The organism is Roseibium aestuarii, from assembly GCF_008477545.1.
Taxonomy (GTDB): Bacteria; Pseudomonadota; Alphaproteobacteria; order Rhizobiales; family Stappiaceae; genus Roseibium; species Roseibium aestuarii.
The window spans coordinates 283,799-300,335 of record NZ_VORA01000003.1; the positions used below are offsets into that span (position 1 = coordinate 283,799).

At 65.7% G+C, this 16,537-nt stretch carries 12 protein-coding genes; 6 read left to right on the plus strand and 6 right to left on the minus strand.

The window, feature by feature from the left end; all coding sequences use genetic code 11:
- The first annotated feature begins 165 nt into the window (after window positions 1-165).
- Both FR728_RS14240 and polA read left to right on the plus strand, forming a co-directional pair.
- Window positions 166-1,221, plus strand: a complete 1,056-nt coding sequence (locus tag FR728_RS14240; RefSeq protein ID WP_149893386.1) for an acyltransferase family protein — start codon at window positions 166-168, stop codon at window positions 1,219-1,221.
- Window positions 1,222-1,351: 130 nt separating this feature from the next.
- Complete coding sequence (polA, locus tag FR728_RS14245) at window positions 1,352-4,351, plus strand: DNA polymerase I (protein WP_149893440.1); 3,000 nt, start codon at window positions 1,352-1,354, stop codon at window positions 4,349-4,351.
- A gap of 52 nt (window positions 4,352-4,403) precedes the next feature.
- Here polA and FR728_RS14250 read toward each other — a convergent pair whose 3' ends face one another.
- The 3 genes from FR728_RS14250 to FR728_RS14260 all read right to left on the minus strand — a co-directional run bounded on the left by FR728_RS14250 (window position 4,404) and on the right by FR728_RS14260 (window position 6,379).
- Window positions 4,404-4,892: a DUF305 domain-containing protein gene (locus tag FR728_RS14250; RefSeq protein ID WP_149893387.1), complete on the minus strand. Its 489-nt coding sequence runs from the start codon at window positions 4,890-4,892 to the stop codon at window positions 4,404-4,406.
- Window positions 4,893-4,903: 11 nt separating this feature from the next.
- A complete protein-coding gene (locus FR728_RS14255; RefSeq protein ID WP_149893388.1) occupies window positions 4,904-5,419 on the minus strand; it encodes a MauE/DoxX family redox-associated membrane protein in 516 nt (171 codons plus the stop codon).
- Window positions 5,420-5,548: 129 nt separating this feature from the next.
- Window positions 5,549-6,379, minus strand: a complete 831-nt coding sequence (locus tag FR728_RS14260; protein WP_149893389.1) for a cyclase family protein — start codon at window positions 6,377-6,379, stop codon at window positions 5,549-5,551.
- 190 nt (window positions 6,380-6,569) lie between these two features.
- Between FR728_RS14260 and FR728_RS14265 the strand changes: the two genes are divergently transcribed.
- From FR728_RS14265 to olsB, 3 genes are all read left to right on the plus strand, one after another.
- Entirely contained in the window at window positions 6,570-8,099 is a 1,530-nt protein-coding gene (locus tag FR728_RS14265) for a YifB family Mg chelatase-like AAA ATPase (protein WP_149893390.1), read from the plus strand.
- A gap of 614 nt (window positions 8,100-8,713) precedes the next feature.
- Complete coding sequence (locus FR728_RS14270) at window positions 8,714-11,083, plus strand: ATP-binding protein (RefSeq protein WP_208998822.1); 2,370 nt, start codon at window positions 8,714-8,716, stop codon at window positions 11,081-11,083.
- A 336-nt stretch (window positions 11,084-11,419) separates the two neighbouring features.
- The gene (olsB, locus tag FR728_RS14275) at window positions 11,420-12,358 is read left to right on the plus strand and encodes a l-ornithine N(alpha)-acyltransferase (RefSeq protein WP_149893391.1); all 939 of its coding nucleotides are present in this window, start codon (window positions 11,420-11,422) and stop codon (window positions 12,356-12,358) included.
- A gap of 92 nt (window positions 12,359-12,450) precedes the next feature.
- On the opposite strand, the gene FR728_RS14280 is transcribed toward olsB, so the two are convergent.
- Window positions 12,451-12,759, minus strand: coding sequence for a DUF1330 domain-containing protein (locus FR728_RS14280; RefSeq protein WP_149893392.1), 309 nt, complete (start codon window positions 12,757-12,759; stop codon window positions 12,451-12,453).
- A 164-nt stretch (window positions 12,760-12,923) separates the two neighbouring features.
- Here FR728_RS14280 and FR728_RS14285 point away from each other — a divergent pair, with 164 nt between their 5' ends.
- Window positions 12,924-15,140 carry a transglycosylase domain-containing protein gene (locus FR728_RS14285; RefSeq protein WP_149893393.1) on the plus strand — a complete coding sequence of 739 codons (2,217 nt, stop codon included), beginning with the start codon at window positions 12,924-12,926 and terminating at the stop codon, window positions 15,138-15,140.
- A gap of 12 nt (window positions 15,141-15,152) precedes the next feature.
- Here the strand turns inward: FR728_RS14285 and FR728_RS14290 are convergent, their stop codons facing one another.
- A complete protein-coding gene (locus FR728_RS14290; protein WP_149893394.1) occupies window positions 15,153-15,899 on the minus strand; it encodes a M48 family metallopeptidase in 747 nt (248 codons plus the stop codon).
- Between the two features lie 151 nt (window positions 15,900-16,050).
- Window positions 16,051-16,467, minus strand: a complete 417-nt coding sequence (locus tag FR728_RS14295; RefSeq protein WP_149893395.1) for a DUF2852 domain-containing protein — start codon at window positions 16,465-16,467, stop codon at window positions 16,051-16,053.
- Window positions 16,468-16,537: the final 70 nt, after the last annotated feature.

Consider the following 16,537-nt stretch of genomic DNA (forward strand, 5'->3'; position numbering starts at 1 on the left):
CCGGCGGGGCAGGGGATATGCTGAGCCGGCTCTGGGTGGCCCGTGTCACGGGTTTGTGATCCTGCGCCTGCGCGATATTGCCGGATTTACCGAGCTTCTTAACCCCCTGACTCCCGAAAATCGCTAGGGTCCGAGCGGTTTTCACGAAAGAAGCGGGCAGGGACGATGGCGGACCTCAACGGCGGCACTTCCACCCTCTCCACCGGCGAGGGCGCGCGGGTTTCCTGGGTCGATGTGGCCAAGGGCATCAGCATCTGCCTGGTGGTGATGATGCACTCCGTCCTCGGGGTGGAGAAGGCAGCAGGTGCCGAGGGCTGGATGCACGCCATCGTGGCCTTTGCCCAACCCTTCCGCATCCCGGCCTTCTTCCTGATTTCCGGCCTGTTTCTGGCCCGTGCCCTGCAGCGTCCCTGGCCGGAGTTCCTTGACCGCCGCCTTCTGCATTTCGCCTATTTCTATGTGCTCTGGCTGACGCTTCAGTTTGCTTTCAAGGCACCGGTCTTCGCCCAGGACTTCGGCTGGGCCGGTGTCGGTCAGCAATATCTCCTGGCCTTCATCGATCCCTTTGGCACCCTCTGGTTCATCTATCTCCTGCCGATCTTCGCCATCGTGGTAAAACTGGCCCGCGATGCGGGCCTTCTCACCCTCTTGCTTCTGGCGGTCGCGGCCTTGCTGCATCTCAGCCCCATCGAGACTGGCTGGGTGGCGATCGACGAGTTCGCCTCCCGCTTCGTCTTCTTCGTCGCCGGCTACGCCTTCGCCACCCAGGTCTTCGCGGTGGCCGCATGGGCGCGCCAGCATCGCCTCGCCACGCTCGCAGCCCTCGCGGTCTGGGGCCTGGCGAACGGTATCCTCGTGGCCTTCGGCATCGAATATGAGCCGGGCATCGCGCTTGCGCTCGGCGCCGCCGGGGCGCTTGGCGTTGCGGCCTTCGCCAGCCTGGCGACGACCCTGCCGATCGTTGGATTTCTGCGCTTCTTCGGCAAGAACTCCCTCGTCATCTATCTGGCCTTCTTCTTCCCCATGGGCCTGTCGCGGGTGATCCTGCTGAAGCTCGGCATGCTCGACATCGGCACGGTGTCCCTGCTGGTCACCCTGACCGCCATCCTCAGCCCACTGGTGCTCAAGCTGGTCATCGACCGGACCGGCTGGGGCAGGTTCCTCTTCGAGCGGCCCGACTGGGCGCGACTGGCACCGGCAGCGCCTCCGCGGACGGCCTGAGCGGTCGGGCGGGGGTCCCCCGTCCGGACTTCCTGCGGAAAGATCCCTTTATGCCTTTTCAGGAGGCCCCCGCGCGGGCATGATCCGCGCCATGTCGACAGAAACCTCCGCCTCCTCCGCCGGCCTCGGGCTGACCGCCGACGACCACCTGATCCTGGTCGATGGCTCCACCTTCATCTTCCGCGCCTATCACGCGCTGCCGCCCCTGACGCGCAAGCCGGACGGGCTGCCCGTCGGCGCGGTCTCCGGCTTCTGCAACATGCTGTGGAAGCTGCTGCAGGAAGGCCTGTCGCCGGAACCGGGCGACGAACCGACCCACATGGCGGTGATCTTCGACCATTCGTCCAAGACCTTCCGGTCCGACATCTATCCCGAATACAAGGCGCACCGGCCGGAGCCGCCGGAGGATCTGATCCCCCAGTTCGGCCTGATCCGTGAGGCAACCCGCGCCTTTTCCGTCCATTGCGTGGAGCAGGAGGGCTTCGAGGCCGATGATCTGATCGCCACCTATGCCCGCCAGGCCGCAGCCGCCGGTGCCCGCGTCACCATCGCCTCCGGCGACAAGGACCTGATGCAGCTCATCGGTCCGACCGTGAAGATGATCGACACCATGAAGGGCAAGACCTTCGAGGAAGCCGATGTCTTCGAGAAATTCGGCGTCGGCCCGGACAAGGTGATCGAGGTCCAGTCGCTGGCCGGCGACAGTGTCGACAACGTGCCCGGCGTGCCCGGCATCGGCCTGAAGACCGCAGCCCTCCTGATCAACGAGTTCGGCGATCTGGAAACGCTGCTGTCCCGCGCCTCCGAGATCAAGCAGAACAAGCGCCGGGAAAACCTGATCGAATTCGCCGAGCAGGCGCGGGTCTCCAAGCAGCTCGTCACCCTGAAGCAGGATGTGCCGGTGCTCGTGCCGGTGGACCATCTGGCCGTCACCGAGATCGATGGCCCCAAGGCCGTCGGCTTCCTCAAGGCCATGGGCTTCACCACCCTGACCAAGCGCGTGGCCGAGACCACCGGAGCGGAACTGGCCAACATCGAGCCGGCCGACTTCCAGGTCCCGGGCTGGGATGTGCCGGACGGCAAGGGGCGCCTGTCACCGGCGTCTCCGACCGCGCGCGGCGTGGCTGCCCCGGCCGCATCGTCCACGTCGCAGTCTGAGGCCGGTGATGGCGCGTCGTCGTCGCCCGCAAGCGGCTCGGCCCAGGCGGATCTTCCGGCGGGCATGATGGTGCCGCAGACGGTCGCGTCAGAGGCTGCAGACGCCGCGCGCAACACGACCATCGACCCCTCCACCTACGAGACCGTCACGACGGTGGAGCGTCTGAAGGAATGGGTGGCCGAGGCCTATGAGGTCGGCACCGTCGCCTTCGACACGGAAACCACCTCCCTTGATGCCATGCAGGCGGATCTGGTCGGCGTGTCGCTGGCCACTGCCCCGGGAAAGGCCTGTTATGTGCCTCTGGGTCATGTGGACGGGGAAGGGGACCTTCTGGGCGGTGGCGGTCTGCTTCCCGGTCAGATCCCGCTCGGCGAGGCTCTGGCGGTGCTCAAGCCCATGCTGGAGGATCGGGCGGTCCTGAAGATCGCCCAGAACCTGAAATACGACTGGCTGCTGATGACCCGCTACGGCGTGGACATCGCCCCCTTCGACGACACCATGCTGTTGTCCTACACCCTCGACGCGGGCAAGGGCGGCAACGGCATGGACGAGCTTTCCGAGCGCTGGCTCGGCCACACGCCGATCCCCTTCAAGGAGATCTGCGGCTCGGGCAAGTCGATGATCACCTTCGACAAGGTGGCCATCGACAAGGCAACCGCCTATGCGGCCGAGGATGCGGACGTGACCCTGCGTCTGTGGCAGGTGCTGAAGCCCCGTCTCGCCTCCGAGCGCATGGCCACCGTCTACGAGACCCTGGAACGGCCCATGGTGCCGGTTCTGGCGCGCATGGAACGGCGCGGCATTTCCGTCGACCGGCAGATGCTTTCGCGCCTTTCCGGCGACTTCGCGCAAGGCATGGCGGCTGAGGAAGACGAGATCTACGCGCTGGCGGGTGAAACCTTCAACATCGGCTCTCCGAAGCAGCTCGGCGACATTCTCTTCGGCAAGATGGGGCTGCCTGGCGGCAAGAAGACCAAGACCGGAGCTTGGTCCACATCGGCCAGCGTGCTGGAGGATCTGGCGGCGGAAGGCCATGAGCTGCCCTCCAAGATCGTGGCCTGGCGTCAGCTCTCCAAGCTGAAGTCCACCTACACGGATGCCTTGCCCGGGTTCATTCATCCGGAAACCAAGCGGGTCCACACCTCCTATTCGCTGGCGGCGACCACCACCGGTCGCCTGTCCTCGTCGGAACCCAACCTGCAGAACATCCCCGTGCGCACGGAAGCCGGCCGCAAGATCCGCAAGGCCTTTGTGGCGACCCCGGGTCACAAGCTGATTTCCGCCGACTACAGCCAGATCGAATTGCGCGTCCTGGCCCACATGGCCGACATTCCGCAGCTGAAGAAGGCCTTTGCCGACGGGCTGGACATTCACGCCATGACGGCGAGCGAGATGTTCGGCGTGCCGATCGAAGGCATGGACCCTTCCGTGCGCCGCCGGGCCAAGGCCATCAACTTCGGCATCATCTACGGGATTTCGGCCTTCGGTCTTGCCGCCCAACTCGGCATCGGCCGGGGCGAGGCCAGCGACTACATCAAGACCTACTTCGAGCGCTTCCCCGGCATCCGCGACTATATGGAGGCGGTGAAGAAGGAAGTTCACGCCAATGGTTATGTGACCACCATCTTCGGCCGAAAGGCCCATTATCCGGACGTGAACACCTCCAACCCGAACATGCGCGCCTTCTATGAGCGGGCGGCGATCAACGCGCCGATCCAGGGGTCTGCGGCGGACATCCTGCGCCGCGCCATGGTGCGGATGGAAGATCGTCTGAGCCATTCCAGGCTCGACGCCCAGATGCTGCTGCAGGTGCACGACGAACTGATCTTCGAGGTGCCCGACGCCCAGGTGGAGGTGACCCTGCCTGTCATCCGCGAGGTGATGGAAAAGGCCTGCGAGCCCGCCCTGACCCTCTCCGTCCCGCTCCAGGTGGATGCGCGTGCCGCCGACAACTGGGACGAGGCGCACTGAGGCGCCTCATCCTTTCAGGGCTCTGGGTTGCGGGGTTTCTGACCGGCCCGATTTACTGATGCTCGAGGGCGCTGACTTCGGTTGGCGCCCTTTCGCTTTCCAGATCCGCGATCAGGGCCTTCATCTCCGCGATTTCATTCACCTGCGCGGCGATGATGCCGTCGGCCAGCTCGCGCACGCGGGGGTCGGAGATGTGGGCCCGCTTGCTGGTCATGATCGCGATGGAATGGTGAGGGATCATGGCCTTCATGTAGGCCACGTCCTCCACTGTCTCCTGCGAACGCACCAGATAGAGCGCGCCGGAAAAGAGAATGGCAGCCGCCACCAGAATGGCCAGATTGGCGTAGCGGTTGCGATACATGTTGAGCATGAAGGCCAGCATGACCACCATCATCGCCGCGCCCATGACGAAGGCCATGTAGAACCGGGTTTCCGAGAAGAACACGTGATCCAGCTCGTAGGTGTTCAGATACATCAGGCCGAGCATCACCGCCGTCGAGGTGGCGATCATGGCGAAGAAACGCAGGTAGGACGCTTTCATCACAGGTCTCCTCAAAGGGTCAGAAGGATCGCGGACATGAGCACCATCGCCAGATCCTCCGTCAGCGTCACGGTGGACAGGGGCACGGACAGGATGTTGCCCATGCAGGGGCAATCGATGTCGACGCCCTCGAAGAGTGCCTTCACCACGCCCAGCGCGCCGAAGGAAAAGACGATGATCGTGATCCAGTAGGTGAGGGTGGGGGCCGCGAAGCTCAGGAAGGCAAGGCCGAGCCCCAGCTCGATGAAGGGATAGACATAGCCATAACCCTCCACCCGCCGGGCCAGCAGGTCATACATGTGAAACCCGTCCTTGAACCCGGAGAGGTCGAAGAGTTTCAGCAGCGCGAAGATGACAAGAAACACGCCCATATAGGCATGCATGAGCGGCCGCATCTCCCACGCCGCAAAGCCGGCGGTGATCGCCAGCGCCGCCAGCGCGGCAACGCCGACCAGGGTCAGCAGCGGGGCATAATCTGCGAGGCTGGAGCCGCGTCCTTCCTCGCGCACGTGGATATCGCCGGTCATGGGTCTCTCCCGAGGAACAAGGGGTCTTGCCTGGTCCAACGGGAAAGGGCGTGATTGGTTCACGAAAAACGCCGGGCGCGAGGCCCGGCGTCATCATCTGCAAAGGAAGCGAAAGCGTCTCTGCCCGGATCAGACCATGGCGAGCACGCGCAAGGGGCCACCGGAGCCGCCCTTGTGCTTGGGTGCACCGGCAATGAGGGTCGCGCCCTTGGCCGGCAGCATGTCCAGATTGGCGATGCACTCGATGCCCCAGCGATTGGAGGGCAGCCAGGCATAGTGCACGGCAAAGTCCGGGGAGGGGCCGAAGTCAAGCGACAGGGTGTCCACCGCAATGCCCACGGCGCCGCTTTCTTCCATGAGCATCTTCACCGCTTCCACATGGAAGCCGGGGAAGTGCATCTTGCCGTATGCATCCGCATTGCGGAACTTGTCGGTGCCCATGTGGGCCTGCCAGCCGGAGTTCATGGCCACGCAGGCCTTGTCCGGAATGGGGCCGTTGGCGGCAATCCAGGCCTTCAGGTCGTCCGGGGTGACCTGTGCATCCGCGTCCTCGGCGGCCTTCGCCTTGATGTCGACGACACACAGCGGCACCACCAAGTTCTCGACCGGGATCTCGTCAACCGACTGGCCATCGGCGGAGAAATGCAGCGGGGCGTCGATATGCGTGCCGGTGTGCTCGTTCACCCGCAGCTCGAAAAGGTTGAAGCCGTCCTTGTCGAAGGAGAACTTCTTGTCCGGGAAGAACTGCTGCTGACCGAAGAAGGTCGGGAAGTCCGGGCCAAGGGTGTGGGTCAGATCCGCCACCTTGGAGGGCGTGTCGGCAAAGGCCGGCAGGGCGGTGAAGCTGGGAACGGCCGCCGCACTCGCCGCCGCAGCCAGGCCGAGACCGCTCCTTTTGAAAAAGTCTCGGCGAGACAGCATGGTCTTCTTCACCGAATTCATGACGCAAACGTCGCACATCGAAAAATGCCTCCTCGAAAATGGTCCGGATCGGACATTCCGAGCCTGCGATGAAGTTTTCCGGCGATCAAGGGAAAGCACCGCCTGCCGCAAGGGCCGATTGTGTCATTTGTCACTTGTTCCATTTTTGTTCTTGTTGGGTGGCCGAAATTGCCCTAAGGTCAGATACACGTGATGAGGGAGACGTGTCATGATTTCGCGTGTAACGACACTGGCCTTTCAGGGGGTCGAGGCCCTGCCCGTCGATGTTCAGGTGCAGATCGGCGCCGGAATGGTCGGCTTCACCATCGTCGGCCTGCCGGACAAGGCGGTCGGAGAGAGCCGGGAGCGGGTGCGCTCGGCCCTTCAGGCCTGCGGCCTCGCCCTGCCCGCCAAGCGGCTGACCGTCAATCTCGCCCCGGCCGATCTTCCCAAGGAAGGCTCTCACTATGATCTCCCCATCGCGCTGGGCATCATGTGCGCCATCGGCGCCATTCCTGCGGACAGTCTGTCTGCGTTTGCGGTCATCGGAGAACTGGGTCTCGACGGTCGGCTCGCGCCCGTGGCCGGTGTGCTTCCGGCGGCCATCGGCGCCAACGCGCTCGACAAGGGGCTGATCTGCCCGGCAGCCTGCGGTCCCGAAGCCGCCTGGGCGGATCCGGACATGGCGGTTCTGGCGCCCGACAGCCTGTTGCAACTGGTGAACCACTTCGCCGGCACGCAGGTGCTCTCCCGGCCCCGGGCGCGCTTGTCGCCAGCCCCGGGCACCCTTCCGGATCTTGCGGACATTCAGGGGCAGGAAACCGCCAAGCGCGCGCTGGAAGTCGCTGCCGCCGGCGGGCATAACCTGCTCTTCTGCGGTCCTCCGGGGGCGGGCAAGTCCATGCTGGCCAGTCGCCTGCCGTCGCTGCTGCCGCCGCTCTCCCCGCGCGAGCTGCTCGAGGTGTCGATGATCTCCTCCATGGCGGGCACCCTTTCCGAGGGGCGGCTCACCGACCGGCGGCCCTTCCGCGCCCCCCATCATTCGGCCTCCATGGCCGCACTCATCGGCGGCGGCTTGAAGGCCCGGCCCGGCGAGGTGTCGCTCGCCCACAATGGGGTGCTCTTCCTGGACGAGCTGCCCGAGTTCAACCCCCAGGTTCTCGACAGCCTGCGCCAGCCGTTGGAAACGGGGGAGGCGGTGATCGCCCGCGCCAACAGTCGGGTGTCCTATCCTGCCCGGTTCCAGCTGGTGGCGGCGATGAACCCCTGCCGTTGCGGTTATGCCGGTGAACCCGGTCATCGCTGCGCCAAGGGCACGCGCTGTGCCGCCGATTATCAGGCGCGCCTCTCCGGCCCCTTCCTCGACCGCATCGACCTCAGGATCGACGTGCCGGCGGTGACCGCATCCGATCTCATCCGCCCGGGCACCGGGGAGGGCTCGGCCCAGGTTGCCCTCCGGGTGGCAAGGGCGCGGGAGATCCAGAGCGCCCGCTATCTGGCCCTCGGCCTCGACCGCCTGACCAATGCGCAGGTCCCGACCGCGATCCTGCAGCAGGTCGTGGTGCCGGATGCGCCAGGATTGCGCCTGCTGGAAGAGGCTGCGGAGCATTTCCGCCTCAGTGCCCGCGGCTATCACCGGGTCCTGCGGCTGGCCCGGACCCTTGCCGATCTCGATGGCGCCGACAGCGTGGGCCGGCTCCACCTGGCGGAGGCCCTGAGCTATCGCGGGCAGGAACCCCTGCGCCAGGCCGCGGCCTGAGGGCCGCCTGGGGGAAAGGGAGGAGGGCGGCGAGCGAAGCAAGGAGAACTGAGAGGAAGTGCCGCCTCGCGTCGGGGAAACGGTTTCTCAAAGGTTACGCCCCATAGTCGGGATCAAAGTGTCGACCCGATCACCGAGTATGCGAGTAACCGACCGTGGCTAACCAGTCTCATCCCGACGATCGTTCTTCTCCGAATGCGCCCCGTGGCGCAGAGGCGGAAGACCGTCTGGACGCGGAGTTCCTTGCCGCCGAACCGGGGGTCGAGGGCACAGCGCTCGCCGGGTTCGAGGGTCGCGCGGGTGCAGGCAATGTGTCTGCCCCTGTTGACGTCCCTGACAGTGATCTCCCTGACAGTGATCCAGATGATCCGGGGGAGATGGCGGCCTTTCCCGGAGCCGGCAGCGCCGCCTCGAAGCGTGACCGGCTTCGGGCCCGTCCGAGGCGGGGCCTGGGTCCTGAAACAACGGATCGGCGGAAATCGGCACCAGCCCGCGAAGATATCGATGTAACTGACATCCATGGTCGAGAGACGGTGCCGGACGACGCCCGCGCGGAGCCCGATCATCACGCCCGCCCTGACCGTCGTACCGAGACCCGGAGAGAACCGGCCTCCGTGGCCACTCCCGGCATGCCGGAAGCCGTCTGGGCGCCCTCGCCGCGCCTGCTTGCTTTCGCCCTTGCGGGCATCGTCATCGGGGCGATCGGTAGCCTCCTCCTCGTCGGGCAGGCCGAAACCCGCTATGCCGGTCTGGCTCTTGCCTTCTTCGCCGGGGGCCTGAGCGTCTGGCGCGTGCTGGTCGACGACCGTCGGGTGGATCAGGAGGCGCTCGCCCGGCAGGACGACCGCCTGCGCCGCTTGATGGCCCGCTGCGAGGAACTGGAAGATGCCGCCTGGGAGCTGCGCGAAAGCGACGAGCGTCAGGCAAGCATTCTCTCCACCCTGGGCGACATCGTCTTGCGCCGGGACGACGCAAACCGGGTGGTCTATGCCAATGCGGCGGCGGATCTGGCCTTCGGTCCCAGCGATCGACCGCTCACCGGTGCTTTGCTCTCCCTGAGAGACCTCACCTGTGGCGAGGGCCCGGATCGGCCCTTCGGCGCGCTCGTCGTGCCCGAATGGAGCCGGGTCGACCGGGGAATGGCGGCGCTGGGCACGGAGGATGGCCTCCGGGGCGAGGGCGCAACCGCCCAGCCCTGGCAGGCGCGCATGACCGACGGTGCCTTCGGCGAACGTCCCATCCATTTCGGCGACGTGGAACTCCTCACCAACTCCGGTCCCCACTGGTTCTCCCGCATGGACATTCATGTGCGCGACACGGTGACCGACCAGCCCCTCGTCCAGACCGTTCTGCGGGATGTGACCGATCGCCGCCGCATGGAGGATGACCTGCGCGCCGCCCGTCTCTCGGCGGAAAGCTCCAACGAGGCCAAGTCCCGCTTCCTGGCAACGGTCAGTCACGAGATCCGCACGCCCCTCAACGGCATTCTCGGAATGGCGACGCTCCTGCGCGACACCCGCCTCACCAAGGAACAGACCGCCTATATCGAGGCGCTTGAAACATCGGGCGAGACCCTGCTCCTGCTCATCGACGAGGTTCTCGACTTTTCGAAGGTGGAAGCGGGCAAGCTGCATATCGAGGCCGCACCCGTCCGTTTAAGCTCCATCGTCGAGAATGTGGTCGAGCTCCTCGCCCCCAAGGCTCATGCCAAGGGTCTGGAAATCGGCAGCTTCGTTGCCCCTGACCTGCCGGAAATGGTGACGCTGGATGCCACCCGCGTGCGCCAGATCCTGTTCAATCTCGCCGGAAACGGGGTGAAATTCACCGAAAGCGGCGGTGTGTCCATCTGCGTCTCTGGTGCACCCCGACCGCAGGGCGGCAGCCTGCTGACCCTGGAGGTGCGCGACACCGGCATCGGCTTCCATCCGGGAGATGCGGAGCGGCTCTTCGAGGAATTCGAGCAGCTGGACCATGGCCGGGCTCGCAAGTTCGGCGGCACAGGTCTGGGGCTCGCCATCGCCCGCCGCCTGACCGACCTGATGGACGGCACGATCAGCGCTGAGCCCGCCCCCGGCGGCGGCGCCCTGTTCCGGGTCTGCCTGCCGGTGCCCGAGACCGTTCGCGCGGCGGAGGCCCCCGTCGCCTCAGGTGCGCCGGGCGTGGCCGGCCGCTCCATCGTCCTGATCGGGTCTGGCCCGGTGGAAATGCCGCTGCTGGCCCGCCGTCTCAATGTGCAGGGCGCACGCGCCTCGGTCTTCCTGCCGGGAGATCCCGCACTTGATGCCCAGCTCGCCACGGCGGATCTGGTGATCGCCGACAACTCGACCCTGTCCGACAGCGCCGGTTGGCTCGCTACCGCCCGGCTTTGCGGCTTCAATGCCCGCGCTGTCGTGCTGGTCTCCCCATCCGAACGCGACAGGCTCGAACGGCTGCATGAGGCCGGCTATGCGGCCTATCTCATTCGCCCGGTGCGCATGGAAAGCCTGATCAGCGTGGTGGAGGGGCTCTTGTCCAATCCGAATGACGACCAGTGCTGGCGGGATTACACGGATCAGGGGGCGGATCACCGTCCCGGCCGGGCCAGTCATGCGCCCAGCCGGCCCCTGCGCCTGCTGGTCGCCGAGGACAATGACATCAATCGCCTGCTGACGGAGGCGTTGCTGCGCAAGCTCGGCCATGAGGCCGTGCTTGTCACCGATGGCGAACAGGCGGTGGAAGCCGCCGCTCGCGGCCAGTTCGATGCCATCCTCATGGATCTTCACATGCCCGGGCTCGACGGCATCGGCGCCATCGCCCGCATCCGTCAGACGGAGCAGCACGAGAACCGGGCCCAGGCGCCGATCTTCATGGTGACCGCAGACGTGATGGAGGACGCCAAGGCCAAGGCCTCGAGGGCCGGCGCCACCGGCTATCTCACCAAACCCCTGACGGTCGATGCCATCGGCGCGGCCCTGGCCAGTCTTCAACGCGCCAGCGGCGGCTGAAACTTAGCCGGCTTATCGGTTGCCTGAGCGATGCCTGTTTGCTCAGGGGAATTGGCCTTCATGCTCCCCTCACGTGGCGGAGATTTGCCGACCAACTGGCCTCCTTTCGCTCACCGCCGTAGTGCGGCTCGCCGATCCTGTCATATCCCTGTCGGAAAACTGTGCGATATGCCGGGGCTATGCCGCTCCGCGCGGCACATCGTGATTCTGTTTCGGCAAAGGACTTTTCCCTTCCTTCAGCGCCAGATGCGCCCGGATGGTTAAAAGTCGCAGGGTGGAATGGGGAAGTTCATGCTAGGGTCTGCAGGCAAACCTTTATCCGACAAACGATCCGCCATGCTGCTTCCGAGAAAGCTGGTCGCGAAATTCGCTCCCGCCGGCGCCATGCCCCTTCCGCTTTCCCGCTTCGGCCTGCCGGGTCCCGCCTTGCTGCGCGGCGGCGAGATTGCTGCCCGCATGCGGGGCACCCTCGGTCGCGTCGGCGCGCTGGAAGTTCGCCTCGCCCGCACGGCCGGTGAGGTGAAGAAGGCCCAGCGGCTCCGCTATCAGGTCTTCTACGAGGAAATGTCGGCCATTGCCGACGCGGAGACGCTTGCCACCCGTCGCGATGCGGACCCCTTCGACGCCTTCTGCGATCATCTGCTGGTCATCGATCACGCCAAGATGAAGCGCAACAAGCTTGGCCGTCTTAAGCCCACGATTGTCGGCACCTATCGCCTGCTGCGCCAGGACGTGGCCAATCGGCACGGCGGCTTCTACACCGCCGGAGAATACGACATCCAGGCTCTGGTCGACGCCAACCCGGACAAGCAGTTTCTGGAGCTCGGCCGCTCCTGCGTGCTCCAGCCCTATCGCAGCAAGAAAACCGTCGAGCTGCTCTGGCAGGGCATCTGGGCCTATGTTCTGGCCCATGGCATCGACGTGATGATCGGTTGCGCCTCCTTCGAGACCACCAGCCCCGACCGCATCGCCGAGCCGCTTTCCTTCCTTCATCACAATGCCCGTGCGCCGGAAGAATGGCGCGTGGCCGCCGTGCCGGACCGCTACGTGGAGATGAACCGGGTGCCGGTCGACGCGATCGACGGCAAGACCGCTCTGCGCCAGTTGCCGCCTCTGGTAAAGGGCTATCTGCGGCTTGGTGCCTATGTGGGCGACGGGGCCGTGGTGGATCACCAGTTCGGCACCACGGACGTGCTGATCATCATGCCCGTCAGCGCCCTGAACGAGCGCTATGTGAATTATTACGGCGCCGACGCCAGCCGTTTCGCCAGCTAGATCGCCGCGCCGACAGGATGGCAGCAAAAAGGGGCCCGTCGGCCCCTTTTTTCGTGTCTGGCAACCCTGACGCGCACTCGCGTCCCGGCGTCTCACGCGGCCGGCTGCGGTCCCTCGAACCCGTCCACGATCATCAGTTCGCCTTCCGAGGCAACCACGCGGAAGGCCTTGGCAGCCTGATATTCTGGCGAGTGGTAGCAGGCGAGGGCGGTTTCCCGGTCCTCGAACTCGATCACCACATTGCGCGACCGGGCCTGGCCTTCGAGGCTTTCGAAATCGCCACCGCGCACCAGGAAGCGGGCCTTGTACTTGGCAAAGGGGCCGGCGGTGCCGGCCACATACTTGGCGTAGGTTTCCGGGTCCTGCACGTCGATGCGGGCGATCCAGTAGGCTTTGGGCATTCTTGTGTTCCCTCTCTTGAAGATCCGACAGTGGTAGCCTCCCTCCAGATTTCCCACAAGCGCAGGGGAGCAGGCCACAAGCCTTAACGCCCCCTTAATTTGCCGCAATCTATCGTCATGACGGGATCTGAAACGGGACTGAATGGGGACAGGCTGCACACCGCATGGCGCGCAGAAATCCGAACATATCGCGGGTCGAGCCGCATTTCGGCGGGATGGCGCAGGCCGGCGAACTGCGTGCGGATCCCCGTGATCGTCCCACCACGTCTTCCAAGCCGCGCAAGCGCAAGTCTGGGCCGAAATCCGCAGCCCGCTCCGGGTCCTCCGGCGGGGATTCGGGCGGCTCCGGTGGTGCGCGCAAGGCCCCAAGCCGCCGCGCCCGCAAGAGAGCCCGGTCCCGTGCCGGTGGCTCGCTGATCGTCCGGGCCTTCCGGCGACTGGTTTACTGGGGCCTCGTCATGGGCCTGTGGGGCGGCATCGCCGTCGTCGGCATCGTCATCTATTACGCGGCCTTCCTGCCCCCCACTTCCGAGTGGAAGGTTCCCCAGCGCCCGCCCAATGTGAAGATCGTCTCCACCACCGGCGACCTGATTGCGAACCGGGGCGACACCGGCGGCGAGGCCGTGCGTCTGGAGCAGCTCCCGCCCTATCTGCCCAACGCGGTCATCGCCATCGAGGACCGGCGATTCCGCGAGCATTTCGGCGTGGACCCCGTGGGCCTGGCCCGCGCCTTCGTGACCAATTTCACCCGCGGGGGCGTGGTGCAGGGCGGGTCGACCCTCACCCAGCAGCTGGCGAAGAACCTGTTCCTGGAGCAGGACCGGACGATCAAGCGCAAGATTCAGGAGCTCGTGCTCTCCTTCTGGCTGGAAGCCAATTACTCCAAGGACCAGATCCTGGAGATGTATCTGAACCGGGTCTATCTGGGGTCCGGGGCCTATGGGGTGGATGCGGCCGCCCGCCGCTATTTCGGCAAGTCCGCCCGTCTGGTCACGGTCGCCGAGGCCGCCACCCTCGCAGGCCTGCTCAAGGCCCCGTCGCGCCTCTCTCCGGCGCGCAACCCGGATCTGGCGGAAGACCGGGCCCAGGTTGTGCTGGCCGCCATGCGGCGCGAGGGTTTCATCACCGACGAGGAAGCCAAGAACGCGCTCGCGTCGCCGGCTCAGGTCGTGCGCCGCTACACCACCGCCAGCGAGAATTACGTCGCCGACTGGGTGATGGACGTGCTGCCGCAATATGTCGGATCGATCGACTCCGACATCGTCGTCGACACGACCATCGATCTGGCCATGCAGCATGCGGCAGAGGCCGCACTCCGCAAGGCGATCGGCGAGGAGGGCACGAAATATCGGGTCAGCCAGGGTGCGATCGTCACCATGGACACGGCCGGCGCGGTCAAGGCCCTGGTCGGCGGGGTGGACTACTCGAAGAGCCAGTTCAATCGCGCGGTGAATGCCAAGCGCCAGCCCGGATCCTCCTTCAAGCCCTTCGTCTATCTGGCCGCGCTGGAAAGCGGCCTGACACCGGACACCGTGCGCGAGGACAAGCCGGTGAACTTCAACGGCTGGGCGCCGCAGAACTACACCAAGCAGCACTACGGTCCGGTCACCTTGACCCAGGCGCTGGCCATGTCGCTGAACACGGTGGCCGCACAGCTCGCCTATGAGGTAGGGCCGAAGGTGGTGATCGCTACCGCCAGCAAGATGGGCATTTCCTCGACCATGTCCGACAACCTCTCCATCGCTCTTGGCACGTCGGAAGTGTCGCCGCTGGAGATCACGGCCGCCTATGTGCCCTTCTCCAACGGCGGCTACGGGGTCATTCCCCATGTGGTGCGCCGCATCCTGACGTCGGAAGGCAAGGTTCTGTTCTCGCGACAGGGCGACGGGCCGGGCCGGGTGGTGACCCGCGAGAACCTGGCGGACATGAACCGGATGATGGCCCAGACCCTGATCACGGGCACGGGCAAGAAGGCGATGCTCGCCGATCATCGCCCGGCCGGCGGCAAGACCGGGACGAGCCAGGACTTCCGCGACGGCTGGTTCATCGGCTTCACCGGCCATCTGACCACCACGGTCTGGCTCGGCAACGACGACAATTCGCCGACGAAGAAGGCCACGGGCGGCGGACTGCCGGCGCAGGTCTGGAAAGAGGTGATGGACGCCGACCACAAGGAGCTTCCCGTCGCCGATCTGCCCGGCGTGCCGGAAGGCTCCATGGTTGCTTCCAGCGGCGTTCCAGGCGCCACGCCTTCGGGCGCAGCGGCTCCGGGCGGCTTCATTCCGCCGGCCGACGTGGGCTCGGGCCGGCAGCTCGTGTCGCCTCAGCCCTCCAGCCGCAAGGGGCCTCTGGATCTGCTGAAATCCCTGTTCGGCGGATAGGGCGGACAGTCCTCAGCCGAAGCCATGCAACCGGGCGCCATGGTCCTTCAGCCACTGGCGGGCGGTGGGGGTCTGCGGCGCAAGCTGGCGGCACAGGGCCCAGAACCGGTCGGAGTGGTTCATTTCCTTCAGATGCGCCACCTCGTGGGCGGCCACATAGTCGAGGATCTCCGGCGGCGCCAGGATTAGCCGCCAGGAGAAGGACAGGTTGCCATTCGAGGCACAGGACCCCCAGCGGCTGCGGGTGTCGCGGACGGAGAGGGCGCCAAACGGCTTGCCCAGACGGCCGGAATGCAGGATGACCGCCTTTTCAAGGTCCGCCCGCGCCTCACGCTTCAGCCAGGTGACGAGCTTGCGCGGCACATGCGCCTCTTCGCCGGGAACAAGCAGGCGGGGCAGGCCGCCGTCTTCGGCGGCAGGCGCCTGCCGGATCAACCCGCGCAGGGTGCCGGTGGAACAGATCAGATGGTCCACCCCGCGCAAGGGGACCACGTCTCCCGGCATCAGGGCGACGGGCTTGTCGCGCCGGTCGATCCTCTCCAGCAACCACTCCACATGGGCGCGGGCGAAACGTTCGGCGCGCGCCAGATCCCCGTGCTGCGGCACGGTCATCACCGGGCCGGAAGCATCCGCAGGCAGGCGCAGCAGATAGCGCTTGGCGCGCGCGTCCTGCCTCAGCCGGATCCGCAAGGGCCCGGCCTCCGTGGAGATCTCGAGATGGGGGGGAAGCGCCGGCGCGCGGCGGGAGCGGAAGAACATCGTCAGCGGAAGAAGCTCGTCAGTCGGGGCAGGGGATCGGGGGCCGAAGGTTAGTCTATCCCAGCCCCTGAAACGACGAAAGCGGCGCTTTGAGGAAGCGCCGCTCTCCGTCCGGTCGATCATACCGGCAAGCCGGTCTGCCGACGTCTTGTCAGGCTGTCGGGGTCGCCGGTCCGTGGCCGCGATTGGCCATGAAACGATCGAACTCGTCCTGATCCTTCGCCCGGCGCAGTTCCCGCAGGAAGGCGTCGAACTCGTCGCGCATCTGGTCCAGCTTGGCCTTTTCTTCTTCCAGGCGCTTGAGTTCGCGCTCCCGGTAGTCGTCGAAGGCCACGTTGCCGGTTCGGCCGAAGCCGGTGGTCCGGTTCATGCTGTCCATGCAGCCCTTCATGGGGCTGGTGCGCCACTGGTCCCGGGCGTCACGCGCCAGGGTCTGGAAGCGGTCGCCCCAGAGAATATAGGCGAGCATGGCGAGACCGAGCGGCCAGAAGGCCACAAAGCCCAGAACCATCAGGCCCGTGGTGACCGGGGTCCAGCCCGGTCGGATCGTGCAGTTTGCAGTCGTCATTGCTCCATCCATTCAGAACATCAACGAAATGCAGATGGGGACGCTGCGTCAGATGCGCAAGAACGCATGG

Excerpts from the sequence above, each read along its gene's own strand:
- FR728_RS14285 (WP_149893393.1), top strand. The coding sequence starts at position 12,924 with ATGGCGCGCAGAAATCCGAACATATCGCGGGTCGAGCCGCATTTCGGC.
- FR728_RS14240 (WP_149893386.1), top strand. The coding sequence starts at position 166 with ATGGCGGACCTCAACGGCGGCACTTCCACCCTCTCCACCGGCGAGGGC.
- FR728_RS14280 (WP_149893392.1), bottom strand. The coding sequence starts at position 12,759 with ATGCCCAAAGCCTACTGGATCGCCCGCATCGACGTGCAGGACCCGGAA.
- FR728_RS14265 (WP_149893390.1), top strand. The coding sequence starts at position 6,570 with ATGATTTCGCGTGTAACGACACTGGCCTTTCAGGGGGTCGAGGCCCTG.
- FR728_RS14290 (WP_149893394.1), bottom strand. The coding sequence starts at position 15,899 with ATGTTCTTCCGCTCCCGCCGCGCGCCGGCGCTTCCCCCCCATCTCGAG.
- olsB (WP_149893391.1), top strand. The coding sequence starts at position 11,420 with ATGCTGCTTCCGAGAAAGCTGGTCGCGAAATTCGCTCCCGCCGGCGCC.
- FR728_RS14250 (WP_149893387.1), bottom strand. The coding sequence starts at position 4,892 with ATGAAAGCGTCCTACCTGCGTTTCTTCGCCATGATCGCCACCTCGACG.
- FR728_RS14255 (WP_149893388.1), bottom strand. The coding sequence starts at position 5,419 with ATGACCGGCGATATCCACGTGCGCGAGGAAGGACGCGGCTCCAGCCTC.
- FR728_RS14295 (WP_149893395.1), bottom strand. The coding sequence starts at position 16,467 with ATGACGACTGCAAACTGCACGATCCGACCGGGCTGGACCCCGGTCACC.
- FR728_RS14260 (WP_149893389.1), bottom strand. The coding sequence starts at position 6,379 with ATGTGCGACGTTTGCGTCATGAATTCGGTGAAGAAGACCATGCTGTCT.